The sequence below is a fragment of the Natrinema sp. HArc-T2 genome (assembly GCF_041821085.1).
In the GTDB taxonomy this organism is placed as follows: Archaea; Halobacteriota; Halobacteria; order Halobacteriales; family Natrialbaceae; genus Natrinema.
In genome coordinates, this window is the sequence record NZ_JBGUAZ010000003.1 from 466,644 (window position 1) to 492,365 (window position 25,722).

24 protein-coding genes and 1 tRNA gene are annotated in these 25,722 nt (G+C 62.4%); 7 read left to right on the forward strand and 18 right to left on the reverse strand.

What is annotated here, in order from left to right; all coding sequences use genetic code 11:
* The first annotated feature begins 175 nt into the window (after positions 1–175).
* On the forward strand, positions 176–700 hold the full coding sequence (locus ACERI1_RS09925) for a DedA family protein (RefSeq protein WP_373617976.1): 525 nt from the start codon (positions 176–178) through the stop codon (positions 698–700).
* A 215-nt stretch (positions 701–915) separates the two neighbouring features.
* Here ACERI1_RS09925 and ACERI1_RS09930 read toward each other — a convergent pair whose 3' ends face one another.
* From ACERI1_RS09930 to ACERI1_RS09955, 6 genes are all read right to left on the reverse strand, one after another.
* A complete protein-coding gene (locus tag ACERI1_RS09930) occupies positions 916–2,328 on the reverse strand; it encodes an aryl-sulfate sulfotransferase (protein WP_373617977.1) in 1,413 nt (470 codons plus the stop codon).
* Positions 2,329–2,508: 180 nt separating this feature from the next.
* Positions 2,509–3,384: a universal stress protein gene (locus ACERI1_RS09935; RefSeq protein ID WP_373617978.1), complete on the reverse strand. Its 876-nt coding sequence runs from the start codon at positions 3,382–3,384 to the stop codon at positions 2,509–2,511.
* Between the two features lie 284 nt (positions 3,385–3,668).
* Entirely contained in the window at positions 3,669–3,968 is a 300-nt protein-coding gene (locus ACERI1_RS09940; RefSeq protein WP_373617979.1) for a HalOD1 output domain-containing protein, read from the reverse strand.
* A gap of 109 nt (positions 3,969–4,077) precedes the next feature.
* Positions 4,078–6,204, reverse strand: coding sequence for a bacterio-opsin activator domain-containing protein (locus tag ACERI1_RS09945; protein WP_373617980.1), 2,127 nt, complete (start codon positions 6,202–6,204; stop codon positions 4,078–4,080).
* 51 nt (positions 6,205–6,255) lie between these two features.
* Complete coding sequence (locus ACERI1_RS09950) at positions 6,256–7,308, reverse strand: site-specific DNA-methyltransferase (protein ID WP_373617981.1); 1,053 nt, start codon at positions 7,306–7,308, stop codon at positions 6,256–6,258.
* Between the two features lie 102 nt (positions 7,309–7,410).
* Positions 7,411–7,947 carry a hypothetical protein gene (locus tag ACERI1_RS09955; RefSeq protein ID WP_373617982.1) on the reverse strand — a complete coding sequence of 179 codons (537 nt, stop codon included), beginning with the start codon at positions 7,945–7,947 and terminating at the stop codon, positions 7,411–7,413.
* A 440-nt stretch (positions 7,948–8,387) separates the two neighbouring features.
* Between ACERI1_RS09955 and ACERI1_RS09960 the strand changes: the two genes are divergently transcribed.
* Positions 8,388–9,029: a hypothetical protein gene (locus tag ACERI1_RS09960; RefSeq protein ID WP_373617983.1), complete on the forward strand. Its 642-nt coding sequence runs from the start codon at positions 8,388–8,390 to the stop codon at positions 9,027–9,029.
* 159 nt (positions 9,030–9,188) lie between these two features.
* On the opposite strand, the gene ACERI1_RS09965 is transcribed toward ACERI1_RS09960, so the two are convergent.
* Positions 9,189–9,782 (reverse strand): NADPH-dependent FMN reductase, encoded by a 594-nt coding sequence (locus ACERI1_RS09965; protein ID WP_373617984.1) that lies wholly within the window; start codon positions 9,780–9,782, stop codon positions 9,189–9,191.
* A 91-nt stretch (positions 9,783–9,873) separates the two neighbouring features.
* On the opposite strand from ACERI1_RS09965, the gene ACERI1_RS09970 reads away from it, so the two are divergent.
* The gene (locus ACERI1_RS09970; protein WP_373617985.1) at positions 9,874–10,890 is read left to right on the forward strand and encodes a nucleoside recognition protein; all 1,017 of its coding nucleotides are present in this window, start codon (positions 9,874–9,876) and stop codon (positions 10,888–10,890) included.
* Positions 10,891–11,035: 145 nt separating this feature from the next.
* Here ACERI1_RS09970 and ACERI1_RS09975 read toward each other — a convergent pair whose 3' ends face one another.
* Entirely contained in the window at positions 11,036–11,431 is a 396-nt protein-coding gene (locus ACERI1_RS09975) for a hypothetical protein (protein ID WP_373617986.1), read from the reverse strand.
* Positions 11,432–11,785: 354 nt separating this feature from the next.
* Between ACERI1_RS09975 and ACERI1_RS09980 the strand changes: the two genes are divergently transcribed.
* Positions 11,786–11,911 carry a hypothetical protein gene (locus ACERI1_RS09980; RefSeq protein WP_373617987.1) on the forward strand — a complete coding sequence of 42 codons (126 nt, stop codon included), beginning with the start codon at positions 11,786–11,788 and terminating at the stop codon, positions 11,909–11,911.
* On the opposite strand, the gene ACERI1_RS09985 is transcribed toward ACERI1_RS09980, so the two are convergent.
* The 3 genes from ACERI1_RS09985 to ACERI1_RS09995 all read right to left on the reverse strand — a co-directional run bounded on the left by ACERI1_RS09985 (position 11,908) and on the right by ACERI1_RS09995 (position 14,552).
* A complete protein-coding gene (locus ACERI1_RS09985) occupies positions 11,908–12,030 on the reverse strand; it encodes a hypothetical protein (RefSeq protein WP_373617988.1) in 123 nt (40 codons plus the stop codon). The genes ACERI1_RS09980 and ACERI1_RS09985 overlap by 4 nt on opposite strands.
* 1,375 nt (positions 12,031–13,405) lie before the next feature.
* Positions 13,406–13,580 (reverse strand) — tRNA-Trp (locus tag ACERI1_RS09990).
* 57 nt (positions 13,581–13,637) lie between these two features.
* On the reverse strand, positions 13,638–14,552 hold the full coding sequence (locus tag ACERI1_RS09995) for a DUF5794 domain-containing protein (protein WP_373617989.1): 915 nt from the start codon (positions 14,550–14,552) through the stop codon (positions 13,638–13,640).
* Positions 14,553–15,060: 508 nt separating this feature from the next.
* Here ACERI1_RS09995 and guaB point away from each other — a divergent pair.
* A complete protein-coding gene (guaB, locus tag ACERI1_RS10000; RefSeq protein ID WP_373617990.1) occupies positions 15,061–16,563 on the forward strand; it encodes an IMP dehydrogenase in 1,503 nt (500 codons plus the stop codon).
* A 133-nt stretch (positions 16,564–16,696) separates the two neighbouring features.
* Here guaB and cmk read toward each other — a convergent pair whose 3' ends face one another.
* The gene (cmk, locus tag ACERI1_RS10005) at positions 16,697–17,308 is read right to left on the reverse strand and encodes a (d)CMP kinase (protein ID WP_373617991.1); all 612 of its coding nucleotides are present in this window, start codon (positions 17,306–17,308) and stop codon (positions 16,697–16,699) included.
* Between the two features lie 113 nt (positions 17,309–17,421).
* Here cmk and ACERI1_RS10010 point away from each other — a divergent pair, with 113 nt between their 5' ends.
* Positions 17,422–17,913, forward strand: a complete 492-nt coding sequence (locus tag ACERI1_RS10010) for a hypothetical protein (protein ID WP_373617992.1) — start codon at positions 17,422–17,424, stop codon at positions 17,911–17,913.
* 53 nt (positions 17,914–17,966) lie between these two features.
* On the opposite strand, the gene ACERI1_RS10015 is transcribed toward ACERI1_RS10010, so the two are convergent.
* The 6 genes from ACERI1_RS10015 to ACERI1_RS10040 form a co-directional block, all read right to left on the reverse strand.
* The gene (locus ACERI1_RS10015; protein WP_373617993.1) at positions 17,967–19,730 is read right to left on the reverse strand and encodes a YcaO-like family protein; all 1,764 of its coding nucleotides are present in this window, start codon (positions 19,728–19,730) and stop codon (positions 17,967–17,969) included.
* A gap of 65 nt (positions 19,731–19,795) precedes the next feature.
* On the reverse strand, positions 19,796–21,034 hold the full coding sequence (locus ACERI1_RS10020; protein WP_373617994.1) for a cation:proton antiporter: 1,239 nt from the start codon (positions 21,032–21,034) through the stop codon (positions 19,796–19,798).
* A 234-nt stretch (positions 21,035–21,268) separates the two neighbouring features.
* Positions 21,269–22,723: an MATE family efflux transporter gene (locus ACERI1_RS10025; RefSeq protein WP_373617995.1), complete on the reverse strand. Its 1,455-nt coding sequence runs from the start codon at positions 22,721–22,723 to the stop codon at positions 21,269–21,271.
* Complete coding sequence (locus tag ACERI1_RS10030) at positions 22,720–23,355, reverse strand: TetR/AcrR family transcriptional regulator (protein ID WP_373617997.1); 636 nt, start codon at positions 23,353–23,355, stop codon at positions 22,720–22,722. The genes ACERI1_RS10025 and ACERI1_RS10030 overlap by 4 nt, the downstream gene beginning before the upstream one ends.
* 200 nt (positions 23,356–23,555) lie before the next feature.
* Positions 23,556–24,005 (reverse strand): RNA-binding protein, encoded by a 450-nt coding sequence (locus tag ACERI1_RS10035; RefSeq protein WP_373617998.1) that lies wholly within the window; start codon positions 24,003–24,005, stop codon positions 23,556–23,558.
* Between the two features lie 67 nt (positions 24,006–24,072).
* Positions 24,073–24,279, reverse strand: a complete 207-nt coding sequence (locus ACERI1_RS10040; protein WP_373617999.1) for a DUF1918 domain-containing protein — start codon at positions 24,277–24,279, stop codon at positions 24,073–24,075.
* Positions 24,280–24,518: 239 nt separating this feature from the next.
* Between ACERI1_RS10040 and ACERI1_RS10045 the strand changes: the two genes are divergently transcribed.
* A complete protein-coding gene (locus ACERI1_RS10045) occupies positions 24,519–25,628 on the forward strand; it encodes a hypothetical protein (RefSeq protein ID WP_373618000.1) in 1,110 nt (369 codons plus the stop codon).
* Positions 25,629–25,722 lie beyond the last annotated feature (94 nt).

Here is a 25,722-nt window from a genome sequence, read left to right on the forward strand (position 1 = left end):
GCACGCCACGACATCGATTCGCGACTGAAACGGACTCCTGTCAGTCAGTGCCAGTGCACTCGCGACCCGCACTGCGGGCCCACCGAGACATCGTGGCAGCAGACCGTATGACGGCCTGCCGATCACCGGAAACGAATCAACAATGCTTACATTCGGGATGAACTACGCACAGGTTATGTATCCGTTGCAACTCGAGGGGACGCCGCCCTGGCTCGAGTCGATGCTAACGTCGGAGCTCGCGCTTGCAGTGTTCTTTGGTATCTGCGTCCTCGAGGGTGCGATGCTACTGCGATTTATGCCGAGCGAACTCGTCGTCCCGGCTGCACTGGCGCTGATCGGATCGTCGATGCCGAACGTGGTGGCGATCGTCGCCATTGCGGTCGCCGGCACGACGATCGGTCAGTTCGGCCTGTTCTGTCTCGTCCGCCGGGCTGGCCGGGAGTACGTCCTCCAAAAGCGCTGGTTTCCGGTCACCGAGTCACGACTCGAGCGGTTCGATGGCTGGTTTGATCGCTGGGGTGCGGTGGCCGTCGCGGTAAGCAATACGATGTTGTTCGTCCGCGGACTGTTGACCGTTCCGGCGGGACTCTCGGAGATGGACGGTCGCGCGTTCGTCGCGCTGTCGGCGATCGGCTCGCTCTCCTTTCAGTCGATTCTCGCGGCGCTGTACCTTCTCGGCGGGCACCTGCTGGCGTTGTAGCGCCCGTCTTCGAACCGAGGTATCCGGACCGCTGTTGGGCTGCCACCGCAGACTCATGATCAGTGACTTCGCACACGTTTCTACGGGTACTGGATCGAGTTACCGGCGCAACCGAACCGGCCTGCGGTTGCGTCGGCAACGACTGCAGGGATCGTCGAGTTCCTCCGAGATCAGAGAGTGAAAATACGGGAGCCTACTGAGGCGTGTCAATCCGGTTAGTTACTTCCCTTTCGGTAGACCGGCAGCCGGAACCTGACGCCGGCGTCGCGGAGTTGCCATCTGACCTCGAGGCCGGCCCACGAAAGCCCCGAAAGCAGTGCGACGCCGATCGCGGCGAACTCCGAGGACCCCATCCAGACCGGACTCACGAACAGCAGGGCGTTGTAGATCCGGTGTGGAAGGATCGATTCGATGAGGTCGCCGAGGAACGCAAGCGGGCTGACGTCGAAGCCGCCCCCGCCACTGCTACCGCCGCTGCTGGTCTCGGCTGCCGTTCGATTCTCGAGGTCGAGCGCCTGGGCGCTCTGGCCGCCCTCGCTTTCGTCACCGGTCTCGAGGCGTTCGGCTTCGTAGGGTAGCGACGAGCCGACCTCCCAGACGATGTCGCCGGACTCGTTGACCTCGATGACGCGATTGCCGTGGGTGTCTGCGATCAGCGTGTTGCCGTTTGGAAGCCGATCGGCGTCCCGTGGCCACTGGATCTGATCGTCTTCCCACAGCCAGGTCTGGTTCCACTCGCCGTCTTCGCGCTGGAACTCCTTGATCTGGGCGTTCTCGGAGTCAGCAACGAGAATCGCCGGCCCGCCCTGACTCTCGGGAATGTAATCGGGGTTGTGCTGTTCGTGGAGGACGTCGTACTCGTTTTCCGAGCCGAGCGTCCAGTCCTCGAGCAGTCCCTCTTCCCGATCGAGGAAGACGACCTGGTCTTGGTTGCGCAGACTGGCCATGATTCGGCCCTCCATCTGGCCCTCCTCGATGTACTCGACGTCGTTGATGTGTGCCCAGTCACGGGGCCAAGAGTGGCCTCCCTCGAGTGGGAAGTCGCTTTGGGCGTCCCAGAGCCACTCGACGACCTCTGTCTCGGTGTTGACGATGAAGACCTGATCGGCGACCATGTCGGCGACGACGAAGTGGGTCTCGTTGATGCGGTCGATGTCGTGCCACTCGCCGGCGTACTCCTTGTAGTCGTAGCGCTCGTAGAGCACCTCGACCTCACCCGTCTCGAGGTCGGCACGCTCGATGACGTTGCGGGTACACGGTGGAGCGCCACAGTTGGCTCCTTCGGTGTGAATCGTATCCGTCGCGGCGTACTCGACGGTTAACGGATCACCCTCGACGGGATCGGCGTCGAAGTACTTCGTCCGCGAGTTGTTGTAGTAGAGGACCTCACCGTTGGGCTGATAGGCGGTGATCGTGCCGGCACGGCCCGACTCGGTGACGACCGTGTGGTTCTCCGTCGCCGGTGCGTCAGGCACGTTTTCTTTCGAGGCCGTCGAGACGCCCCCGCCAGACGCGCTGGCGACGACGGCGGCAGACAGCAGGATCAGAACGACGAGCGCAGCTCGGACCCGGTTTCTCGTGATTTCAGACCGGACGCGCTCGAGCGACGGAAGCGATTGTTCGGTCACGGTATTCTCACCATCCCGTTTCGGTATGCCGTTTGGGGACTCATTGCCTTTTGTTTCCTGATCAAGATATTAGTACGTTGTTGAACGTTTTCTTCTCTCCGCCGGACGGGCAGTACATCGCGCCTGGCCCAACAGCGACTGGATCGGCGCTCGAGCGCTAATTTCGACGAGTAACGTGTATTACTCCTGCTCGTCCGCCCGTGTCGTCAGGACGGGCACCGGCGACGTGCGGATTACCCGTTCGGTGAAACTCCCGAGCAGGTGTCGGTCGAGACCGGTGTGGCCGTGTGTCCCCATTACGACGAGGTCGATCCCCTCCCCGTCGGCGTAGTTCGTGACTTCTTGCGGCATCGAACCCGTCGCAATAGTCGTCGTGACGTCGTCGACGCCCGCCTGCGTGGCGGTCGCCGCTGCCTCGTCGAGAACCGTCTGGACGTTCTCCTCGAGTTGCTCGGAGAGCTGTGTCGATTCCGCGTCGCCGACCTCCGGGAGTTCGTCGACGATAGACAGCAAGTGGAGTGTCGCACCGGTTCGCTCGGCGACCATCGATGCCAGGTCGAGCGCCGCCGTTGCGTGGCTGCTCCCGTCGGTCGGGACGAGCACGTCGGTGTAAGGATACGTCGGCGTCGCGCCGTCGGCTGCTCGAACTGTCATCACCGGCACTGGGCTGTGGTTTACGACATGATCTGTGACACTTCCGAGGACGTACTCTCCCAACCCGCGCCGACCGTGGGCACCCATCGCGACGAACTCGAACGTGCCGTCGCTGGCGTAGTCGACGATCGTCGGTCGGGGATCTCCCTGGACGACATCCGTGACCACGGAAACGCCGCGTTCCTCGGCGAGGGTGGCAGCTTCCGAGACGATCCCCTCGCCTTCCTCCTCGAGGACGTCGACGACCTCGGTGCCGAGTCGGGTGAGACTCGGCTGGTTCGTGTCCGCGACGTGGAGTAGATGGACGGTTGCGTCCCGTTCGCGGGCGATATCGAGCGTGTGCTCGAGGGCTGCGGTCGCGGGGTCACTCCCATCGACCGGGACGAGAACGTGAGGTGACATACCAACGCGTTCGTGCCGGTCCCGCATATATACTGGTGGACAACGGGCCGTGGCCAGCCGATTGCAGGATCGTCTGATACGGGCTCCTGTGAGACGGCCTGCTGTCACAAGTTCTCGGTGGGCCCGCGACCGTCCTTCGGGCCCACTGGCACCCACTGACAGGAGTCCGTATGAGCCATCGGCCACGAGTAGGTATTCAGTGGTGACTAACGGCACGTCGGTTCGCGATCTATCGAACGAAAACGGAGACGATACCGAGTCCGCAGACGGCGTCGTTGGCGTCGTTAGACGGCTTCGACGCGAATCTCGCCGTCTGCTGTGACGGTCACCTGACACTCGGTGTACTCGAAGGTCACTGAGCCGTTGGGCCGGAGACCATTCGCGCGCGGCTCGAACAGTCGCTCGAGCGCGTCGGCGTTGATCGAGTAATGAAGCGGCTCGAGCGCCGTGACGTCTTCGTTCAGGAATGTTGCGACGGCGTCCGCGACGGCGACGCTGAGCGGTTCGTCGCCGAGTCGATCGTAGTGTGCGGAATAGTGGTCCCCAATCTCGGTCGCCGATGATGGTGTACTCATCTTGCTCATAGCGTATTCGTACCCCCAGTACGGTGGTTGGAAGTCGTTTCCTGGTTCAAGAGTTGTTGTAAAGAACCTACTCGTTAACTGTGTAAGGGTCGCCACAGCAGGTGGTTAATCAGTTAACCCCGGTCGTGGCTGTGCCCTCGAACAGCACGGCGAAGAGTTTGCGCTCGACGGCTCGAACGTGCTTGTGGAAGGCAGGCGAGGAAATCTCGAGGGAGTCTGCGATCTCTTCGCCGTTTGCTTGCCGGGGCCACTCGAAGAATCCGCCGTGGTACGCCGTCTGGACGACCTCTCGCTGGCGATCGGTGAAGGTATCGAGCAACGCACTGCGGGCGCGGTTGGCCACCGTCGAACAGCCATCCGTCGCCACAGCACGGCGGGCGATCATGGACACGTCGGGACCGTTCCGGCTGATCCCGGTGACAAGGTCGCGAACTTCGACCGCGTCCGGGACACCGATGCGTGCGCGCCCACCCGACGCGTCGGCTACGAACTCGCGTAACTGCGCCCCGTGAGAGTCGGTAATCGCTCCCAGAGAGGGATTGGTTAACCGGAGTTGCAGCAACGTTTCGTCTTCGTGTTCGGCGACCGTGACGAGCTGCCTGACTCCCTCGACTGAGACGTGATCTTCGGCGTCGATCGACTCGTCGACCGGCCCATCGACGGCTGCGAACACGACCTGCGCCTCGCCGTCCCGAGCCGTCGCGCCCGCATAGCTCACGCGTTCGTCGAGAAACGCAGCCAGCCGACACAGCGTCGCATCCGCCACAACCTCGAGTTCTACTTCGGTGCGACCGTCGTCGACCAGCGCGTGCTTCCGATTGACGGCGTCGATCGCGTACGCGATCGTCTTGCCGAGGTCAGCGAGCATCGACCGAAACGGCTCATCGAACGCGTCACGCTGGTCGCCGTAGACCGACAGCACGCCGTAGAGAAACCCGTCGTAGACGAGCGGCACCGCGTACACACACTGTACGTTGCGCGAGAGTGCTTCACCGCGCCACGCGCCGTCGTGAACCGATGCCGCGACATTCTCGACGTAGACCGGCGCTTTCGTTCGCGCCGCCCGTCCCGCCGGTTCGGCAGCCGATTCGTCGACCGTCGTTACCGTCACTGCGTCGAGATACCCGCGGTCGCGTCCGGCATGTGATCGCGGCTCGAGGCAGTTCCCGTTCGCGTCGGGCTCGCCGAACCAGGCCAGCGAACACGCTTCGCGGTCGGCGAGACGAGCGGGCACGCCACGTTCGATCTCCGCCCGGGAATCGGCCATCAGGAGGAGCTGTTCGACGTCTCGGCGCATCTCGAGTGCGGCATCGAGCCGCTCGAGCCGGCGATCGTGCCGTTCAAGCTCGCGTTCGCAGTCGTGAAACTGCTGGCGCTGTCCGATCCGATCGAGCGCGGCTTCCGTCGCCACCGCGAACGGTTCGACGAGTTCGACGGCCCCGCTGACATCGGCGTAGGGCGTGCTCGAGACCGCAACGAACACGCCGTGTTCGCCAAGCGGGACCGTGAGTCCGCTGTGGGCGGCGGTTGCGTCGGGAGTTGCTGGCGACGGTCGGACGTCATCGGAAACTGATGGGGCACCGGTGACGAACGTCTCCCAGATGCTGCTGCCGTTTGGTTCGACCGCTGACGGCGACCCGAACGTCGATACGAAGGCCGACGACTGTGCTACCGGATGGAGTTCGTTGGCCCGATCGTCGAACCGATAGACGACGCCGTCGAGCTCGAGCACGTCGGCCACGATGTCGACGAGGTGTTCGCAGGCGGTCGTTTTCGAGTCGACAGCGAGCAAGTGACTGGTCGCCTTGGAGAGTGCCTCGAGTAGCTCCCTCTCCCTGACCCGGTCGGTCAGTGCTCGCTCGCGCTTGCTGTCGGCACATGTGAGCGTTCGCTGGAGCCGATGGGCAAGGAGCTGTGGCTTCTGGACCGACCGCTTGGCGACGATGTCGGTCGCGCCCTCGGCTCTGATATCGTCGACCGACTCGTCTGCAGTCGAATCGATCGCGTAGATGATCGGACATGCCCCGTCGACGGCTGCGAGGGCGGCACGTTCGTCCGTCAGGAGACACGTTGCTGTCTCGAGTCGGTCGTCCGTAATGTCGGACGCAGCCGAGACGGCTCCCGTGACTGTCACCGCCTCGTCTGCAAGTGCTGCCGTTGCCGTCCGAATCCACTCGGACGTGCCGACGAGGACGCACCCGGGCGTCGTCTCGGCATCCTCGAGACTGCGAGCCATACCCATGGTGGGGGCGGCGGTTATAAAAAGGTCGTGTCGATTCCCGTGTCCTTACTCGAGTGTGAGCGTGCCGTGTTCTGCCCGATAGCCGTCGTCGCACGACTCGATCGCACGTACGTCTCGGAGTCTGATCCCCTGTTCCATCTTGGTCACGACCGGTGTGTCGTAGTAGTCGGCTTCGTACTCGAACCCCTTGCCCTCTTGACGGCGACGTTCGACGAACTCCCGGTGGCGCTCGAGGCGGGCACGACCGACCGACCGTGACAGTGCCGGCACCTCGTCGACTCCCTCGTCGAACACCTCGAGAAACGCGTCCTCGAGTTCGATTCCGATCGAATTTCGACCGGCACACATCGCCGCGAGCGTCGTCGTCCCGGTCCCCCAGAAGGGATCGAGGACGGTGTCACCGTAGGCCGAGTACATACAGATCAGCCGGTAGGGAATCTCGAGGGGATAGGCCGCCGACCGCTCCCGGAGCTCGTCGTCGGTTTCGTGAAGCGTCTGTAACTCGCCGGTCACGTCAGTCCAGACGTCCGAGAACCAGCGGTTGCGTTCCTCCCAGAAGTAGGCAGCCTCGTAGCGCCGGTCGGCACCCGGCTTGAACTCCCGACGCCGGCCCCCCTTCCGGAAGATCAGGACGTACTCGTGCTCGAGGGTGACGTACGCGTTCGGCGGGATCATCCCGCTACCCATAAACTTGGCCGCGCTGTTTGCCGGTTTACGCCAGAGCACGTCCGGCAGCGGGTCGAACCCCCGGTCTTCGAACGCCGCGAGGACGCGCGCGTGGTTCGGGTAGACTCGAAAGCTGTCGTCGACCGACCGGGTCGCGTCGCCGACGTTGATACAGGCGATCCCGCCGTCGACCAGCACTCGCTCGAGTTCGTCCCAGACGGCCTCGAGTTGTGTGTGCATCGCCTCGAAGGCGGCCTGACCGTCGCCGGCGTCCAGTGCGTCGCCGATCGCAGGATCGAGCTCCGTAAACAGGTCGTCCCACATCTCGATCATCGGATACGGTGGCGATGTCACGACGAGTTCGACCGACTCGTCGGCCACGTCCGAGAGTGTGCGGGAGTCACCGACGACAACACGGTGAGTCGTCTCCATTGGCTTGACACTGTCGGCGTCTCTCCCTTAGCTTCTTCGTCAGCCGACGGTACAGGCCAGAAAATCAGCTGGTCGATCGCCCCCGCTCGAGCGGATCGTCCGTTACTCCTCGACGTCCTCGTCCGCTTCCTCGGCCTCGAATTCGGACTCGTCGGCCGTCTCGGGTTCGTCCTCGATGTCGGTCGCGGGCTCGAACTCCTCGATCGGTTCCCACTCCGCTTCCTCGTCCGATTTGAGCCGCTGGCGAAGGAACGCAGCCCCCGCGAGGACGCCCACTGCGAGCAGGAGTCGCGACAGCCGCGAGGGTGCGTCTGATTCGGTGTCGTCCGTCACCGTTTCCGTCACCTCCTCGGGTTCCTCAGCCGTTTCCCTGACGCTCTCGATGATCTCCGGTTGTTCGACGTCCTCGAGTGGCGTCTCCTCGAGCGTCGGCGACTGCCGACCGAGGAGAAAGCCGATGGCCGCACCGAGGCCAAACAACGCTCCTGCAAGCGGGAATCGCCCGCCTGAGCGTGCCCCCTCGGATTCCTCGACGGCCTCGAGGATCGTCTCGCGCATCGGAGACTCCATCCCTCGATTGACCGCTTCTTTTACGATGAGCTCGGATAGTGTGGCGTCCTGTTGTTCCGTCTCGGGCATAATCCGCTTCGACCACATCACTATACATAATTCTATCCCCCGTTTCCATCGAACGACCAACCCCGTCGTATCGTATGCATGAACTACTCGAGAAACCGGACGATATAACAGTCTGTTTACCGGTGACGATCGATCGTGCGTGAGCGAGTGAGACTGGCCAGCGCCAAGCAGCGACGCGATCGCCGTTCAGAAACCGGATCGAGAGCCGGTCAGCGATCCACGTTTCTGCTCGTGGCCGATTCCAAAGACGAGCATACGTGCGCGCGTGCGGGTACGAACAATTACTGAGCCAACGATGCGCCGCAATCGCTCGTCTGACCGTGTCAGTGATCGGTAAATCTGGCTCTTCGCACCCTATAAGACTCCCTCGGCACGCCGTCTCTGTGGCAATGGCTGGGAATGGCTTGCATAACGAAAGGGGACCCTGAGAGGAATCACACATGAGCGTCCTCCGCCAGCCCGAGGTGCTCGGCCGAACGGCCCGACAGCGCGTCGTCGGCGTCACCGCTGCACTCTCTGCGGCGGCTGTCGAAACGGTCGCAGTCGGGTGCTGGTTCAGCCTCGTCGTCGGCTCACGGACGACAGCGACTGCACTCGCAGGACTTGGCGTGCTCTTTTGTGGCTCGCTGCTCAGAATGGGGATCGTCGGTGTGGCGGTCGACGATCTCGGTGACCTCCTGCAGCCACAACAACTCGGCGTGACGGTCGCGCTCACGGCCAGCTGGATCGTCTGGCTGCTCGTTGCCGAACTGATCGGCGATTCTCTCGGTGTCGCCATCGCAGCGATCGTGTTCGCCGGCATACTCACCGGCCAGTTCGTCCTCGAGCGACGCATCTTCGAACAGCCAACCGATGGCTGGGCGTTCACACTGGCCGTTCCGGGACTGTTGCTCGCTGCTGGCGCATCGATACTGCTCGCTGCCGTCTGGTTTACTGACTGGGCGATCGCCTCGTCGCCGCACTCGCTTGGCCCGACGACGATCGTGGTTCGGATCGGTGCCCTCCATCTCGGCGTGTTCGTCTTCGGTCTCTTCGCGTTTCTCGCCCATCAGCGCCGATTCCAGCGCCTTCTCGGTCCCTGACGTGCGATCGCAACGTCCTCATACGACCGGCCGACCGTCAGCAGCCGACTCGAGCGCGCCCCAACGGCTGTCACCGCTGGTGTAGTGACAGCGTCTCGAGTCCGACCGCTGGCTGAGCCGGGTTGTCCGACAGTAGCAACCGTCGGTGGGTCGGTGACCTCACTTTCCCTGTGCACCCACGTTCTGGTCGCTCTCGAAAGAATCCGGATCCGGCTCGATTGTCGCGTACTGGACCGCCCGCCTGCCCAGCGTCGTCACCCGCGTCTCGAGTTTCGGATCGACGAACTCGCCGTCATCGATGGCGGCGCTGGCGTTCGGGATCGCCGCTTCGTGGGGAATGACCCACGCGTTCAGCGCTCGACAGACCGACCGCATATGCTCGAGTGCCGTCACAGGGAAGGCCCCGCCGGAGACGGCGAGCAAACCGACGGTCTTGTCCTCGAACTCGTCGAAGCCACAGTAGTCGAGCGCGGTCTTCAGCGGTGAGGAAAACGATCCGTGGTACATCGGCGACCCGAGCAGGATCGTGTCGGCTGCGCGGACGCGGGCTGCGAGTGCGTCTGCGTCGCCCGCATCCACACGATCGCGGTCCGCATCGAAGATCGGCAACTCGTACTCGCGGAGATCGAGCAGTTCGGTAGTCCCACCTGCCTGTTCGGCAGCCAAGAGTGCCTGCTCGAGTGCGATTCGCGTGTAGCTTCCCTCACGAAGACTGCCACAGAGTGCAGCCACGTGGACATCGCTGTCGCTCATACCTTCCTTGACGACTGGTTCGCACGAAAAGGTATCTGCCGGGATTGCGCGATTCGATGGCCCTTTCCCCTCGAAATTCGAACCGATTGTCGTGGTGTCGCTGCTTACCGTCTTACTCGAGGACGCACTGCCGCGCGTGCTGACGATCACGCTTCTGATCGGGGTGGGCGTCGGCCTGGCCAACCTCGCAGTGGAGTACGGCGTGGTCGAACTCGTCGCCCGCGTGGGCCGCTATCTTACGGAGCCAGCGAACCTGCCTCCGGAGGTCGGCACTGCCGTCCTCACGAACGCGGTCTCGGTGACCGCCGGCTATGGGATGCTCGCGGAGTTTCGCGAGGAGGGGCTGCTCGACGATCAGGCCACGCTGATCGCCATCGTCATCAACACCTTCTTCGGCTTCATCCAGCATATTTTCACCTACTACGGCCCCGTTCTCGTCCCGATCCTCGGGTTGCAGGTCGGCCTGATGTACGTCGGTGCCCGAGCTGGCATCTCGCTTGCTATTACGCTCATCGGCTTGCTCGCCGGGGCTGTCCTCTTGCGGGGAACCGACTACGACGGCGACGCCATCGAGCCCGATATGCCCGACGAGGACGAAGGCTCGCAGACGACCCGAGAGAAACTCTCCGCTGCCGGGCAGCGTACCTACGAGCGCCTGCGCTTGATCGTTCCCCGACTCGCGATCGTCTACTCGCTGGTCTTCGTCGCGCTCGAGTACTCGGATCAGATTCTCGAGTCCGTGGCCCCGGTCCTCGCCGTGTTCGCGTCCGTCGGCCTCGACGATCCGGGGGTGGTGCTCGAGTCAGTTGCCGGCCTGTTGGGGCTGCCGGGAGCCGCAGTGCCGGTGATCCTCGTCTCACTGGTCGATCCGACGACCGGCGCGATCACCGTTGCACCCATGATCGGTGACGTGTTGACGCCCGAGCAGGCGGTGATCACGCTGCTGGTCGGCAGCCTCGTCTCGCTGACGATCGGGACAGTCAAGCGCTCGATCCCGTTTCAGTTCGGCATCTGGGGGGCGTCGTTCGGGACGAAAGTGATCGTCGTCAACGTCTGTCTCAAGGCTGTGTTCATCCTCGTCGCGATCGGCGTGTTCTTCGTCGCCTGATACGGACCTCTGTCAGTCAGTTCCAGTGCAACCGCGACTGCACGGCGGTTACACTGGTACATTGGTACAGCAGACCGTATGACTGGGATGGTCGGGTGACGTGCTGTGCTGCTGTTCTGTATCTCGAGGGCCGAAAAAATCGATCCTATGCGCTCGCCGATGCAGTGGTCGACAACTGACGGCTGCCGTACGCCCCGGCGAGAGACAGGATCACGATGAGTACACCGGCGACACCGTTGACCCCGACCACCAGCGCGCGGTCAGCGCCGAGAACGAACGGTGCCGCGACGATCCAGATTCCCAGTACGGCGACGACGGCCGCGATGACGATACTCGGTGATCGGTGCTCGTTGGTTCGGTAGGCCTGAAACGCCGCGAGAAACGCCACCACCGCGCCAACGAGGACGTTCTGAATCCCCATGAAATCGGTAATCGTGAAGAAGACCGTCGACATCATGACGAACGCGCCGAGCACCGCCGTCAGCCCGGCGGTTCGCTGGACCAATACTGACGAATCGTCCGCGGATTGTGTTCGGCTCATACGTGGTTCTGCCATGTGCGCCGTATTTAAGGTGTATCTAGACCATCATGTATTTAATACATAATTGTATCTTACTAACCGGGATCTCCCGCAGCGATCACCCGTCACCGAGCGACCGGCGGGCGTGTCGCACGCGGACCCGGAAGGACGACAATCTTGCGCCCTTATCCAGTCGTGGGCCGCTGATGTGCACCATATTCTCGGGCAGGTAATAGCCTAATATAACGGCCCTCCAAGAAAGGGATGCGAGGGGCGGTCGATCTAACCAGATATCCTCGCTGCACCTGGGATCGTTCCACTGCCACCCATCCGGCGACGATCTCGGATCATATACAAGCAACCACCATTTGGGCAATGAGTGTGCTTGCGTCGGCCCTTAGCCGGCGTTTCTACGGTGACATCAGCCGCTTACTGGAGCCTGCAGCTATCGTCGCCACTGCGGGAGCGCTCGTCGCGCTCGAGGACCTGGCGACGGCCTAGACGACCGTCGGCCCAGCGTCGCAAGCACTCACCACTGCGGTCGTCGTGTTGCAGTCGGCGAGCTGCCCGTCGGTCGCGTCCCGTCGGCACGCGTACTCGCCGTCGGTCCTCATTTGCATGCTCGGACACACGGCCCTCGAACCCCGCGTTGGTTCGCCGCACTGAACGGCCCATCTCACCGATGACACGTGTCGATCAGCCAGCCACGACCGGGTGTTCAGACGATGGGTCGACTCGAGAGTTGCACACGACGAGTCATGGCTCGTGTGCAGATTCGGGAACCGGATTCTGTCGACGTGCGCAACCCTACTCGGTCAACCCAAGACTGGTAGTCCCCGATCTAAGGATTAGAAACCAGACAACACCCAACCGTAGTAGTCGGTGAAAATATCTATCGCCCCGTAGGCTACCGCCAAGACCATAGCTGCACAAATCAAGAGGAATATCAACACGATAGACACGATATACGTTAGAGTTTCAGAGTCCATAATACTCGATCAAAGGCTATCTGATAAAAAATGGTGGCAACTCATTTCTGGAATAACCCCCGTTTATCTGGATCAACTGGAACTCAATGGAGGCGGGGATGGGGCGCTGTAATTTTTTGGCACTGTCGCCTTGACGACCCCGTCCTTGTGCTGCGGGCCACAACCAAACCTGAACAGTCACCGATAGAATACAAAATGAATTGTTCGTCACTAACGAGGTGTGTCTCGGCAAGATACCTCCCTGCAGCAGCTACGTTATCGACGCAGACCCCCCTAATCGGGGCGGAAGCTCATTCAGATGGTTATAAACTAATCTAAGAAGAGGTTCGATTTGGTTCCACTCTGGGCCTTGGGTTATGGTGTGCTCATCACCATCCCAGCGTACGTACCCCTTCTCTTGAAGCTTCGGAAGGTGCACGTGATGCAGTTCGGCCTGTATGTTTTTCTCCTCAAACGCAAGACCTGAGACCTGTTGAAGCGGGAGTTCACCGTCATCTCGGCCCCGTTCATAGAGACTGAAAAGTAGCCGACGCCGAATAGGGTTACTTAATGCATCCAGTACTTCATCAGTTCCTTCATTACGAGAGTGACCAAGCATAGAGTGGTATAACTCAGTTATCCTATGTGAACTTTTCTGATGTTGTATAGAGTTTATCATAATTCGGTCGGTGTTAACGCTGATACCTGCAATTAGCGATAGATGAGTAGCCTGTAGTGAGCGTCCACTACTTTCGGAGATCGAGTTAGATCGCCTGTTGCATTCGCACCGTGTATTCAGCAGAGATCAACGAACGTTCTCTTTTTCAAGAGAATTATATTCAGTTAAATTACACGGGTCAATTCATCGAGACCGGGGTCTATCAGTTTCATTCACCTACCTGCAATAGAATCGCCAAACAGAGTTGCACATCGTAACCTGCACGACTGAAATATTAGACCCGACCGGGAGTGTTCTTTATAAGTAACACCCTTCAGTATGCGGGTTTGAAAGAAGTCGATGAGGAAGTGGGGTCGGAGGGATTTGAACCCCCGATCTACTGATATCTCCGGTGCGCCTCGGAACTCCAGAGGGTCATCACACGGACACTGATCAGGTGTCCGATCAGTATATCAGTCTGGAGTTTCGTCCCGGGCGCGTTGCCTCTGGAGTCAGCCGCCATGCCTGGCTTGGCCACGACCCCTCGACTCTCAGTTGGGGGATCTTACCTAAAGTGGTTTCGATTCGGACCGAAACCGCACTACAGCCACGGGGCCCGACCCGCGGTGTCCGTCGTCTCGTCGCCCGGATACGTCTCCGACTCGTCGTCGGCCTCCGCGACCGGGGCCTCGAGCTCGCTCGAGCCCTCGCCGTCCCCACCGTCGGGCACCGCACTGAGCTTGGCGGCGGCGTTCAGTTCCGCCTCCGGACTCGAGTCCGAGTCGCTCCCGCCGAGCGGCAGGTCGACGGCGAAGACAGCAGCGACGAGCAACGCGGCCAGCGGGGCCTGTCCGAAGGCCATCCCGAGCAGGGACAGCGGGAGCAGGCCCAGCGCGACGGCGCTGCCGAAGCGGAACCGGTCGATGTCCATGTAGGTCCGGAGGTAGGGCCCGGTGAGCGCGATCGTCAGCGCGAAGGCGACGCCGATGGCCGCGGCCAGCGTCGCGTTGGCGACGAGGACGGGGTCGGTCATCACCTGCACCGTCAGTCCGGACGGATCGACGCTGGCGACCAGCCCCAACCCGATGACGACGACGGGGTTGGGGAGGTAGTCACCGATGGTCGCGCTGGCGGTTTTGGCCGCGATGGCGGCAATCACCAGCGCTGCAAACCGTTCGAAGATGACGATGTCGACGAGACTCTCGAAAGTCGGCGCGAGCGCGGCCTGGACGGCTGCCAGCAGGATCAGCGGGACGCCGACGAGCATGACGACCGCCGCCTGCTCGCGGGGGGTGCCGTCCATCTCAGCGAGGATGACGGCGACGGTCGCGCTCCCGCCGAAGATCAACAGGCCGACCTGAATCGCGCCCAGCGGATCGTCGAGTGCGCCGGCTAAGATCAACGCGGGGAAGACACCGTCGACTAACGGGAGCATCATCACTAGCGCGAGCAGTCTCGCGTCACCGCCGACGATGCGCTCCATGCGGAGCGCGACCGGGTGCTGTGACGTACTCATCGGTCAGGGCCGATGGCCGTGACCCGAGGCCAGTGGGCGATAGGAGTGCCGATCCCATACCGATCGGTCCGCACACCGCTCGATCGAGTTGGGTTTCTGGCCATTCGCTGTGAGTTTCGATGTAAAATTCCCGAACGCAACGGTGGCGACGGAGTCGAAACTCGTCCGGCCAGCAGTTCGGGCGGTGGATGCACTCACAGCGTACATACCACAATTGAGGATGGGATCGTCAATAAACGTTGTGTGAGAGACGGTTTCACGACTTGGTAGTGTTCGGGCGGGATCGGACGGATCCGTACAGAAACGAACAGCGATGGCGTGGATGTGTGCACCTGTCGTGGTGATCGTCGTGAGTATCTCCGTCGGACTCGAGCATCGGCGAGGATCCACAACGGGGCACGATGACATACTACGTGAGCGGACGAATCGCCCACTGACGGCCTCGATAACCGTTCTCACCCGACTTTTATCTCGCAACGCTTTTCCCCCGGGACACCGGACAGTTTACATGGCGAACGACGTTCCTGAGCACGAGCCCTATTCTTCGAAACTACAGGTACCGGAAGCGCTAACGTTCGACGATGTCCTTCTTCGGCCGAAGGAGAGCCGCGTCGAACCCGACGACGCCGATCTCACCTCGCACGTCTCGAAAACCGTCGAGGTCTCCGTTCCGATCCTCTCGGCGGCGATGGACACTGTCACCGAGAGCGGCATGGCGATCGCGATGGCCCGCCACGGCGGGCTCGGCGTCCTCCACCGCAACATGAACGTTGACGAGATGGTCGAGGAAATCGAGCGCGTCAAAAGCGCCGACGAACTCATCATCCCCCTCGACGACGTCGTCACTGCCGATCCCGAGATGAGCGTCCGCGAGGTCGACAACCTGATGGCCCGCCAGGGCGTCGGCGGCGCACCCGTCGTCAACACCAACGGTGAGGTCCTGGGGATCATCTCGAGTACGGACATCCGGCCCCACCTCGAGGTCAACGAGGACGACCCGGTGACGGAAGCGATGACCGACGAAGTCATCACCGCGCCCGCTGACGTCGACGCTCGCGACGCGTTCGACCTGATGTACGAGCACAAGATCGAGCGCGTGCCGGTCGTCGACGACGAGAACCTGCTGGTCGGCCTGGTCACGATGCAGGGCATTCTCCAGCGTCGTGAGTATCAGGAGGCAGTTCGCGACGAGGAGGGCCGACTCCGGCTTGGCGTCGCCGTCAGCCCCTTCGAGCAAGACCGCGCGGAGGCTGCCGACGAGGCCGGCGCGGACGTTCTCTTTATCGACACCGCACACGCGCACAACCTGAACGTCATCGAGGGCGCTCGCGAGATCAAGGAGTCCGTCGACGCGGACGTCGTCGTCGGCAACGTCGGCACCCGCGAAGCGGCTGCGGATCTCGTCGACTTCGCAGACGGGATCAAAGTCGGCATCGGGCCGGGTTCGATCTGTACCACGCGCGTCGTCTCGGGAGCCGGGATGCCCCAGATCACCGCCGTCGCACAGGTCGCCGACGTGGCTGCCGAACACGACGTTCCGGTTATCGCAGACGGCGGCATTCGGTACTCCGGCGACGCCATCAAGGCGATCGCCGCCGGGGCTGACGCGGTCATGCTTGGCTCCTATTTCGCCGGCACCGACGAGGCACCCGGTCGCGTCGTCACGATGAACGGCAAGAAGTACAAGCAGTACCGCGGCATGGGCTCGGTCGGCGCGATGAAATCCGGCGACAGCGACCGCTACCTGAAAGACGAACCCGACGAGGACGACGAGTACGTCCCCGAGGGCGTCGAGGCCGCGACGCCGTACAAGGGCACCCTCAAGTCGGAACTCCACCAGCTCGCCGGCGGCATGCAGTCGGGAATGGGCTACGTCGGTGCTGAAACCATCCCCGAATTCAAGGAGCGCTCGGAGTTCGTCCGGATCTCCTCGGCCGGACAGGCGGAGAGCCACGCCCACGACGTCGTCATCACCGACGAAGCACCGAACTACTCGCCCGACGGCGAGTAACGACCTGGTCGTTCTGACACAGAGCGACACGAATTCCGTTCGGCAGATTCTTTCGATCGTCGACCCCCGTGAGCGGCTGGACGACTCGGTAGAACGACGGCGGAACAGCGACGCCGCGGCAGTGCTCGAGACCCTAGATATCTATCTCGGGCGTCGAAAACGCGCCTTCGTCCAGTTCGGCGTCGTACTCTTCCATCGCGGTTCGGACGATCGAGAACACACCCTGTTTGCTCCAGCGGGCGGTGTTGATCTCGAGATCGTAAAACGACCGGTCGGCGATGTCGAGGTCGTAGTACGACTGGTAGCGGCCGGCTTCGCTGACCTCGCGAACGCGCATCTCCGCCTCGGTCTCGGTGCGATCCTCGATGCGTTCGAGGCGGACTTCCTTGGGTGCGTCGAGCCAGATCCGCAGATCAGCGCGCTCGCCGGCCAGCCAGCCCGCTAGCCGGGACTCGAGGATGAAGGGTTTGTTAGCCGTGCCCCATTTCTCGGCGATCTGCTGGAGGCGCTGGTCTAACGCGCGGTCGATCTCGTCGGATTCGTCGGCTTTCGCTGTGAGTTGGTTTAAGCTCATGTCACGATCCTCGGCGAGTTCGCGGAAGATGTCGCCGCCGGAGACGTAGGGACAGCCCATCGCGTCGGCGAGGCGTTCACACAGCGTGGTCGCTCCACACCCCGGTGGGCCGGAGACGGTGATGAAGAGTGTCGTGTCGATTCGGTCGGTCGAACTGTCTGCTGTGGCCATACGTTGATCAACTCCATCCCCCGTGAAAAGGTTCTGCCTCAACCGACCACGAGAGCCAGTCCGGTTCGGTTCGAAGAGTAACGCCTACAGTCGTCCGCCCCCGAACGCCGGACGTGAACCGTCGGACGGTACTTCGAACTGCAGGCGTGACCGCAACTATCGGGCTCTCGGGCTGTGTCGAGGCGCTACAGGAACACTACGAGGGGAGCTTCCGGGGGGTGGTTCCGATCGAAATCTATAGCGAGGCCGAACGACCCTACGACATCACACTCGAGGCCTTCGAGCGGGAGACGAACCGCCAGACCTACGACGAGAGCTTCACGCTCACGGCCGGCCAGCGGGCGACGGCACCGCATCTCGACGCGACCGAGCAGCGCTTTCGTGTAACCAAGATCGATCGAGATGATCGCACTCGACAACTCACCAAAGAGGAGTCGATCACGCCGCAGACGAGCAGCGTGACCGTTCGGATTACCGACGACGATCTGATACTGGAACTCGACCGTGACGACGGGGGGACTGGATCGGCTGCTGAGTCCGACTCAGTCGACTCGAATTCGAGTGACACTGGAACGAGCACCAACGAGTCCGTCGCCGACCGATAACGGGTTCCTCGCCGCTATTGTATCGATCGCCATCCGACAGCCGCAGTGACCGATCAGGGGTACGGGTGAAACGCCCGCTCGAGACGCGGTTCGAAGCCCAGTTCGTCGGGCACCGTCCGCGCGCGCTCGCCGAAAAACGGCGCGTCGGTAAACAGCGGTTGCGCGCCCGGCACGACGACTCGGACGGCCTCGAAACCGAGTGCCTCGACGTCTCGAGTCGTCAGGCGTGCGGCGTAGGGTGTCAAGTTAGCGTCACGCACCCGTGAGCAGAGCTCCTCGAACCGATCGGCACCGGTCGGGACCGGATCTGGCCCGACACTTGCCGCGGGCACGGCCCGGTCGACATCGACGAACTCCTGTGCGCGCTCGGGGAACGCGGCGTACTCGCCGATCGCGCCGCCGGCATCGTCTGCCTCGTCGGGGCCGAGACTACGTAGCTCCATCCAGTTTTGCATGGCTTCCTCGAGCGCCGACGTCGCGGCTGCTTCGGCGTCGAGGCCGGCCGCCGAGCCGAGGGCGAACGCCGGCCACGCGTCGTCACCCGGCGAGATCGATCCGTCACCGTCGAGCGCGTCGGGCTCGCGATGGACGGCCACCACGACCACTGGCACGTCGATATCCTGGGTGACGAGCAGCGGCGTTACTGCAAGTCCCTCGCTCCGAGCGCGACGCTCGAGCGTGTCGAACGCCTCGGTTTCGACCGACAGACCAAGCGGCTCGAACGTCGAGTACCACGCGAGCATCGTCGCGTCGCGCTCGATCACTTCCGTCAGCCCGGAGACGAGCGCGTCGACAGTCGAGGAGCCCAGTCCCAGCCCGGTCGTGATCGCCGGGACCAGCGCCTCGCCGGGCTGGGGGAACTGGACCGCCGCGGCGGGCAGGTGTGTCTCCTCACCCGTCTCGAGGTTCTCTCCCGGAATCCAGCGGTGTTTGTCGCTTGAATCGTAGGTCGGCGCGTCCTCGGGTCGGACGAGTGCCGTCGGTGCGATCGCACGCTCGAGGTCGTCTTCGCTCGCGTGGACGAAGTCCGCCTCGAGATAGACGCCGGCACAGTAGCGCTCGAGGCCCTCGCCGACGGCTTTCATCAGTGCGGCGTTCCAGTCGTCGGCGACGCCGGCGGCCTGCCGGGGTGCGCTCGCATCGCTGTAGGCGGTCGTGTCCGCGACCGTCGACAGGTAGTAGGGTGCCGGGAAGGACTCGACTTCGGCGATGCTCGAGATGGGACCGACCCGATCGTCGATCGCTCCCTCGGCATGTTCGACCGCTGCCTCGAGGGCGAGCGTTTCGGCGTCGCGCTCGAGCGTGCGATCCCGTTCGTCGTCGGCACACGTACAGCCTGGGACGGGCAGTATCTGTCGGCGGGCGTGTGGGACCTCGCGTACCTGCCCAATGATCGACTCCTCGTCGCCGGAGAGGACGCGCACACACTCCCGGCCAGCGACCGCGCCGGCGAGTCGTGCTGCGGCGCGATCGGCCTGTGGATTTGCGGCGCGATCCTCGACGTTCGATGCGACGCGTGCGCGCAGACAGTCGAAACAGGCGGTGGCGGGTGCAAAGCCAGAGATGGCCGCGTCCACCCCCGGGAGTGGGTGGTTGCCGACCCCGCCGATCTCGACGGCGATCCAGGGCGTGCCGCCCTCGAGTGCGGCTTCGTTCGCCCGGTCGAACGTCGCCGAGCCGGCGACGTCGCTGACGACTGCAAAGCGAGCGTCGGCGAGCTCGCCGGGACGTGCCTCGCGGACGCCGACATCGACGTCATCGAGTGCGGTGACGACTGCTTCGCGGACCGGGTCGTCACCCACGACTGAGACTTGCATACCCCTATCTGCTGGGCCGGGCGGCAAAAACGCCCCGCTCGAACGTCGTCGGGGTCACCATGGACTCAGTCCTCGGATGGTGCCATCGAGTCGACGTAGACAAGTTCGTCCGCGTTCTCGAGCAACCGCACGCCCCAGGTGACGGTGACGGGGACGAGCGCGGTCGTAAAGACGGCGATGAAAACGAGGATCGAGAACAGCGACTGGTCGATGACGCCGGCCCCAAAGGCGACCTCGGCGATGATGATCTCGACGGTGCCGCGGCCGTTCATCCCGAAGCCGACGACCAGTCCCTCGCGTGAGGTCAGCGACGTCGGCAGCGCGAACAGCCAGGAACCGATGATCTTGCCGAGGAAGGCGATCGCGACGAGCCCAGCAAGCACGCCGATACTGTCGGAAAAGACGTCGAAGGTGATCTGGAACCCGACCGTGACGAAGAAGACAGGTGCGAAAAACCCCATCGCGAGGTCGTAGATGACTACGTGGATGTGTTCGTAGAGCCCGGGCTCGACATCGGACTGGCGGAGGAACATCCCAGCCATGAACCCGCCGATGATCATGTGCAACTCCGCGAGCGTCGCGAGCTGGGCGAACAGCAGGGAGACGAGCAATGCGAACGTAAAGGCGGTCGTCCGATCGACGAAGCCATAGCGCTCGCGCTCGCGCTCGATGTATTTCCAGGCGAGCGGCAGGAAACGATAGCCCAGCAGGAGCGTCACCGCGAAGAAGCCGATCGCCTGCAGGACGATCGTGCCGAGTTCGGTCGGGTCGAGCGCACCCGCGGTCACGTAGCTGTCGATACCGGCGAACACGATGAGCACCCCCACGTCCGAGGCGAGCGCACCGCCGAGTAACACGTTCGCGATCCGCGTCTCGAGCAAGTCGAGGTCCGCGAGAATGCGTGATTTCGTGGCCAGCGACGTGGCGGCCATCGCGAGGCCGAGAAACAGCGCCGCGCCGGCGGAGACGCCGAGCCAGACGCCGGCGATGTAGCCCAGGCCGAACGGGATGACGAAGGCCCCGAAGGCGATCAACAACGACGCAGGACCGAGTTCGAACAGTTCGCGGAGGTCGACCTCCATCCCAACGTAGACCATCAGGAGGAACACGCCGAGCTCGGACAGGACCGAGAGCAATTCCGAGGGGTGTAACACGCCGAGCAGTGCCGGACCGAACGCGATGCCGGCGAACAGCTCGCCCATCATCGTCGGATAGCCGACACGCTCGGCGAGCGCGCCGAACACCCACGCGACGGTGAGAACGAGCAGCAGGCTCAGCAGGTCGATGCTGACCGTCTCGACCATCCGCTACACCTCCGTGGTGGCTGTGGCTGGTGGGTGTTTCATCGACGCTCGACTCGGTCGAGCCAAACGACACACAGGTACTTTACTCGACCGGGCAGCAATTTGACTCCTGAAACTCGAGACGGCAGCCGTCTCATAGGGCTCTGCGTGGATATTCGGCGTTTCTCACGGGGAAAACGCCTACTTGGGAAACCGCACGACGAAAGAAACGATGAACTAGTCTGCTGATCCCTATCAGTCGTCAGTACTGGTCTCGAGTTCGGCGCCGGTCTCGAGGTCGTCGCCAAGCGCCGGTCCTGCCGGCCCGTCGGTCACGTCGGCGTCTCGCCAGGTGCCTCTGCGGTACCAGGCGTAGACGAGGGCGGCACCGAAGACGTTCGAGACGGCGAAGGCGATCCAGATCCCGCGGTAGTCGATCGCCTGGGAGAGGCCGTAGGCGATCGGGAGTCGGACCAGCGCGTAGGTCACGAGGACGATCGCCGCCGCGGTGAGCGTCTTGCCGGTGCCGCGGAAGCTGCCGTTGTAGGCCCGCATGACGCCGATGAACCCGAACGATGGAGCGACATACCGGAGGAACGTCACGCCGACGTCGATGACCTGTTGGTCGTCGGTAAAGGCGGTCGTGATCGGTTCTGCGGCGAGCCATGCCACGACGCCGAGCGCGCCGAGGACGACGAACATGGTGCGAGCGGCGAAGTTCGCGGCGGCTTCCGCACGCTCCGGTTTGTCCGCCCCGACGTTCTGGCCGGTCATCGTCTCGACGCCGCGGGCGACTGCGATCGCCGGAAGGAAGATCACCGAGAACACGCGCGTCCCGATCCCGTAGGCGGCGACGACGTAGGTGGGAAACAGACCGACGATCACCAACAGGAGGTTGATCGAGAGCGCACGGCCCATCCCCTCGATCGACGCCGGGAACCCGATGCTGACGAGTTTCTTCGCAAAGGTGAGATCGGGCCGCATCTGTCGGAGCCGAATCCGAACACCTCTCGCACCCTGAAACATGATCGCGAGGCCGACGACGAGCGCGAGCGCCCGCGAGAAGACCGTCGCGATCGCTGCCCCCTCGATTCCGAGTCGGGGGAACGGCCCCCAGCCGAAGATCAGGAAGGGGTCGAGGACGACGTTCAGCAGTACCGAACCGAACATCACCAGCATCGGCGTGATCGTGTCGCCGTAGCCCCGCATCAGCGCGATGAAGACGAAGAAACCGAACATAAACGGCATCCCGAGCGAGATGACCTGCATATAGTCGGTCGCAAGCGGCAATACGTCAGCCGATGCGCCCAGCAGCCCGAGCAATTCGTTGACGAAGCCGAATCCGACGAGTCCGAGGATCATCGCACCGAGCAACGACAGCGCCACGGTCTGTGAGGCAGCGTACTCCGCTTTCCGCTCCTCGTCAGCCCCGATATGCTGGGCGACGAGGACGCTCCCGGCGACTGACAATCCCATGCCGACGGAAATCAGCAGAAAGACCATCGGGAACGCGAAGCTGATCGCCGCCAGCGCCTCGGTGCTGTACTGGCCGAGCCAGAACGTGTCGATGAGGTTGTAGGCGGTCTGCAACAGGTTCGTCACGATGATCGGCAGGGACAGATAGAACAGCGGTCCTGCGATGTCGCCGGAGGTCAGATCGAACTCGTCGCGGCCCTTGAACAGCCCCGACAATCGATCGAGCAGGCTCATTTGCCGTCCCCCTCGTCTTCGACACTCGTCGTCGCTCCGTCACGCTTCACTGCCTCCTCCGGTCGCAGAACGTCGTCGATGTACTTGCGGACGTGGCGTTTCGTCTGTTCGGGCGACCGATCGACCGCTGCTGCCCGCATTTCAGCACCGTTGAAGACCGTAACGAGGAAATCAGCAATCTCGTCCGGATCGACGTCATCACTGAACTCACCCGCCTCGAGCCCGTCGGCGACGAGCGTCGCGATGCGATCCCGGAGTACGCGGTCGAACTCGCGCAGTCGCTCCCGGTAGGCCTCGTTGTACGGCGACTGGGCTTTGATCTCGAGGACCGCCGTCCGAAACTCCTCGGCGGAGTCGTCGGCAGATGGCGTCAACAGTTCGTCGACGAACTCGTGGAGCCGTTCGACCGGCGTCTCTCCGGGCACCGTTGCGGTCCGCTCCTCGAAGTTGTCGAGCAGATACTCGAGAAACGACTCGAGGAGGTCCTGTTTACTGTCGAAGTGGTAGTGGAGGGTGCCTTTGCTCTTTGTCGATTCCGCGGCGATGTCTTGCATCGTCAGCTCCGCGTACCCGTGTTTACAGAGGGCACAATATGTCGCCTCCATGAGGTCGTCGATCGTTTCGTCGGACATTCAGAACGGATCTATCCAAACTTACTGACTGGCCAGTCAAAAGGGCTTCGTCCATCGTCGCCGGTGGCTGAGAGCCACACGCAACCGATCTATGCGTCATCACCGGTGCCGAACGCTGATCCATTCGGGAAAACGAACACCGACCGGCTATCGACGAGGCTCCTCAGAAGCAGTTGACATCGCCAGCCAGTTCCAACCGGTCAGTGCTCGTCGCGCAATCGCTCGAGGACGTCTTCGGCGTTCTCGACCGCCTTCTCTTTCTTCGCGGGGTAGGCCTCGACTTTCCCGCGGAAAGTGATCCCGTCGCCGAGCCGGACCTCGCCCTGGAAGGCGGCCTGCTTATCGAGACGGAGGAACAGTTCGGTGTTCTCGGTGACCCGCTCGTCGAGTTCGTCGATCAGGTCGTCGAAGGACTCGAGGTCGGCCAGCCGCGAGAGGACGTGACGGACGTCGTCGGCGTTCTCGACGCGGGCCGAGAGCACGAGGATGCGGTCGCCGTAGTGGCCCTCGCTTTCGACGCGCTCGAGCTCGAAGGGCTCGTCGTCACCGTCAGGCAGGAAGGTTCGCAGGGCTTCCTCGACGCGTTTTTCGTCCTCGGTGGCGTAGCAGAACGTCCGTAAATCGACGTAGTGAAGCGGTATCTGTGGCATCTGCGGGTCGAATTTCGATATCGGCAGTGTAACGGGCTGAGCGAGCGCGGCTGGCTCGCGGTCGGTCTTACTCGTCGTCTTCGTCTTCGTCGGCGTCGTCGGCTGCCTCGAGGTCGTCCTCAGGGACGCCGGCTTCCTCGCCGTCCTCGAAGCTGACGGTGTAGGTGACGTCGCCGAACATCGACTCCATCGTCTGGATCACGGTGCCGGTTTCGCCGTCGAACTCGCTGTGCTCGTCGTTGAGAACCACGCGGTCGTCTTCCTCGAAGCTCATACCCGATGCTTCCCCGTCTGCGTGTAAAAAGGGACTGATTTGAAGTAAGACACAGATGTGATCAACCCTCTCCGAGTCAAACGTGGACATCGCCGTGACGTACCTCTCCCAAACGGATCGAGACAGATACTTCCACCCGTTCTGATTATACCGAATAAACACTTCAGTAAATTTCTTGTAGACTTCGGGGCGTAACAACATACCAGTAAATATATGTATTCTTAATTGGAAATTGGCGTATGCACCGCCGAAAATTCCTTACTACCGTCGGCACCACGGCTACCGTTGGTATTGCTGGCTGCACAGGCGATAGCTCGACGGACGAATCGAACGGCGAAAATAGCGATGGCGAAGATGGGTCCGACGAACCGTCGCTTGAGGACTTCTCGTTTCCGGAGCACGCGACGCGGGATGAACTCGAGGAGTCAGAGTTCGTTTCGGCACACTTCGATTACATCGAGAACGAGGGATCAGTGACGGTCAGACAGACGGAGGAGAACGTCTTTCGGGGGAATAGTTTCGAAACAGAGACCCAATCTCGAATCAGTTCTGACGGCATCATCTTTATCGAGGAGGATGAGGAAACGACGACGAAAGAGTGGACGGAGATCGGGAACTCTCGAGGCCTTATTCGGCGCGATATCGGCTTTCAGACGGTCTACCAGATTACCGACAACAGTCAAAATCAGCGAGCAGTCCTTTCCAAACGGAACCTGGACCTGGTCACAGGAATGTTCGACTTCGGTGAAGCCACATCGGCTACTGATATCGACGGAACGCTCGTCGCACGGTACGAGGCTGACTCCATTGCGGAGACACAGCTCGACGGATACAAGCCGTTCGGTGCTGACGAATTCACGAACGGAACCGCCTCGATTTTTATCACCGAACGCGGCGTCGTAAAACGGGCGACGTACGAAATCGAGTATCAGTCTCGCGGTAACGATGAAGCTCGCAATGTGGAAGTGACTTTCGCCAACATCGGAACGACGGACGTGTCCGAGCCGGAATGGGCGGAAACTGCCCGGAACGAGGGCCGAGCGTTCGAGGCGACGGTCACTGATGACGGATTTCTCAGTTTCACACTGGAGAGCGGCGACCCGGTCGCCGCCGGAACCCATCTCTTACTCAGCCCGCTGAGCGGAAGTCAGCATCTCTCGGTTCCGACGGAGATCAGTGTCGGCGACCGGCTCGTCGTAGCAACCACCAATGGAGACGTGTCGCTCGGCGTTAACGAAAAGCCGACCACGAGCAGCGACTTCACTGGACGGTTCGTATACTTCGAGATCCGTTCCGAGGCTGGCGTCACGCTGTATGAGGAAGACATCAACTTCGATCGAGATCGGTAATCCCGTCCATACGGATTCGATGCTGAAACGGCGGAGGAGATGAAACAGCGAGACTCGCCGGTTTCATCCGGACTCCTGTCAGTCAGTGTCGGAA

Coding starts and splice junctions, on each gene's coding strand:
- ACERI1_RS09925 (WP_373617976.1), top strand. CDS start 176: ATGTATCCGTTGCAACTCGAGGGGACGCCGCCCTGGCTCGAGTCGATG.
- ACERI1_RS09935 (WP_373617978.1), bottom strand. CDS start 3,384: ATGTCACCTCACGTTCTCGTCCCGGTCGATGGGAGTGACCCCGCGACC.
- ACERI1_RS09940 (WP_373617979.1), bottom strand. CDS start 3,968: ATGAGCAAGATGAGTACACCATCATCGGCGACCGAGATTGGGGACCAC.
- ACERI1_RS09945 (WP_373617980.1), bottom strand. CDS start 6,204: ATGGCTCGCAGTCTCGAGGATGCCGAGACGACGCCCGGGTGCGTCCTC.
- ACERI1_RS09950 (WP_373617981.1), bottom strand. CDS start 7,308: ATGGAGACGACTCACCGTGTTGTCGTCGGTGACTCCCGCACACTCTCG.
- ACERI1_RS09955 (WP_373617982.1), bottom strand. CDS start 7,947: ATGCCCGAGACGGAACAACAGGACGCCACACTATCCGAGCTCATCGTA.
- ACERI1_RS09960 (WP_373617983.1), top strand. CDS start 8,388: ATGAGCGTCCTCCGCCAGCCCGAGGTGCTCGGCCGAACGGCCCGACAG.
- ACERI1_RS09965 (WP_373617984.1), bottom strand. CDS start 9,782: ATGAGCGACAGCGATGTCCACGTGGCTGCACTCTGTGGCAGTCTTCGT.
- ACERI1_RS09975 (WP_373617986.1), bottom strand. CDS start 11,431: ATGAGCCGAACACAATCCGCGGACGATTCGTCAGTATTGGTCCAGCGA.
- ACERI1_RS09980 (WP_373617987.1), top strand. CDS start 11,786: ATGAGTGTGCTTGCGTCGGCCCTTAGCCGGCGTTTCTACGGTGACATC.
- ACERI1_RS09985 (WP_373617988.1), bottom strand. CDS start 12,030: ATGCAAATGAGGACCGACGGCGAGTACGCGTGCCGACGGGACGCGACC.
- ACERI1_RS09995 (WP_373617989.1), bottom strand. CDS start 14,552: ATGAGTACGTCACAGCACCCGGTCGCGCTCCGCATGGAGCGCATCGTC.
- guaB (WP_373617990.1), top strand. CDS start 15,061: ATGGCGAACGACGTTCCTGAGCACGAGCCCTATTCTTCGAAACTACAG.
- cmk (WP_373617991.1), bottom strand. CDS start 17,308: ATGGCCACAGCAGACAGTTCGACCGACCGAATCGACACGACACTCTTC.
- ACERI1_RS10015 (WP_373617993.1), bottom strand. CDS start 19,730: ATGCAAGTCTCAGTCGTGGGTGACGACCCGGTCCGCGAAGCAGTCGTC.
- ACERI1_RS10020 (WP_373617994.1), bottom strand. CDS start 21,034: ATGGTCGAGACGGTCAGCATCGACCTGCTGAGCCTGCTGCTCGTTCTC.
- ACERI1_RS10025 (WP_373617995.1), bottom strand. CDS start 22,723: ATGAGCCTGCTCGATCGATTGTCGGGGCTGTTCAAGGGCCGCGACGAG.
- ACERI1_RS10030 (WP_373617997.1), bottom strand. CDS start 23,355: ATGTCCGACGAAACGATCGACGACCTCATGGAGGCGACATATTGTGCC.
- ACERI1_RS10035 (WP_373617998.1), bottom strand. CDS start 24,005: ATGCCACAGATACCGCTTCACTACGTCGATTTACGGACGTTCTGCTAC.
- ACERI1_RS10040 (WP_373617999.1), bottom strand. CDS start 24,279: ATGAGCTTCGAGGAAGACGACCGCGTGGTTCTCAACGACGAGCACAGC.
- ACERI1_RS10045 (WP_373618000.1), top strand. CDS start 24,519: ATGCACCGCCGAAAATTCCTTACTACCGTCGGCACCACGGCTACCGTT.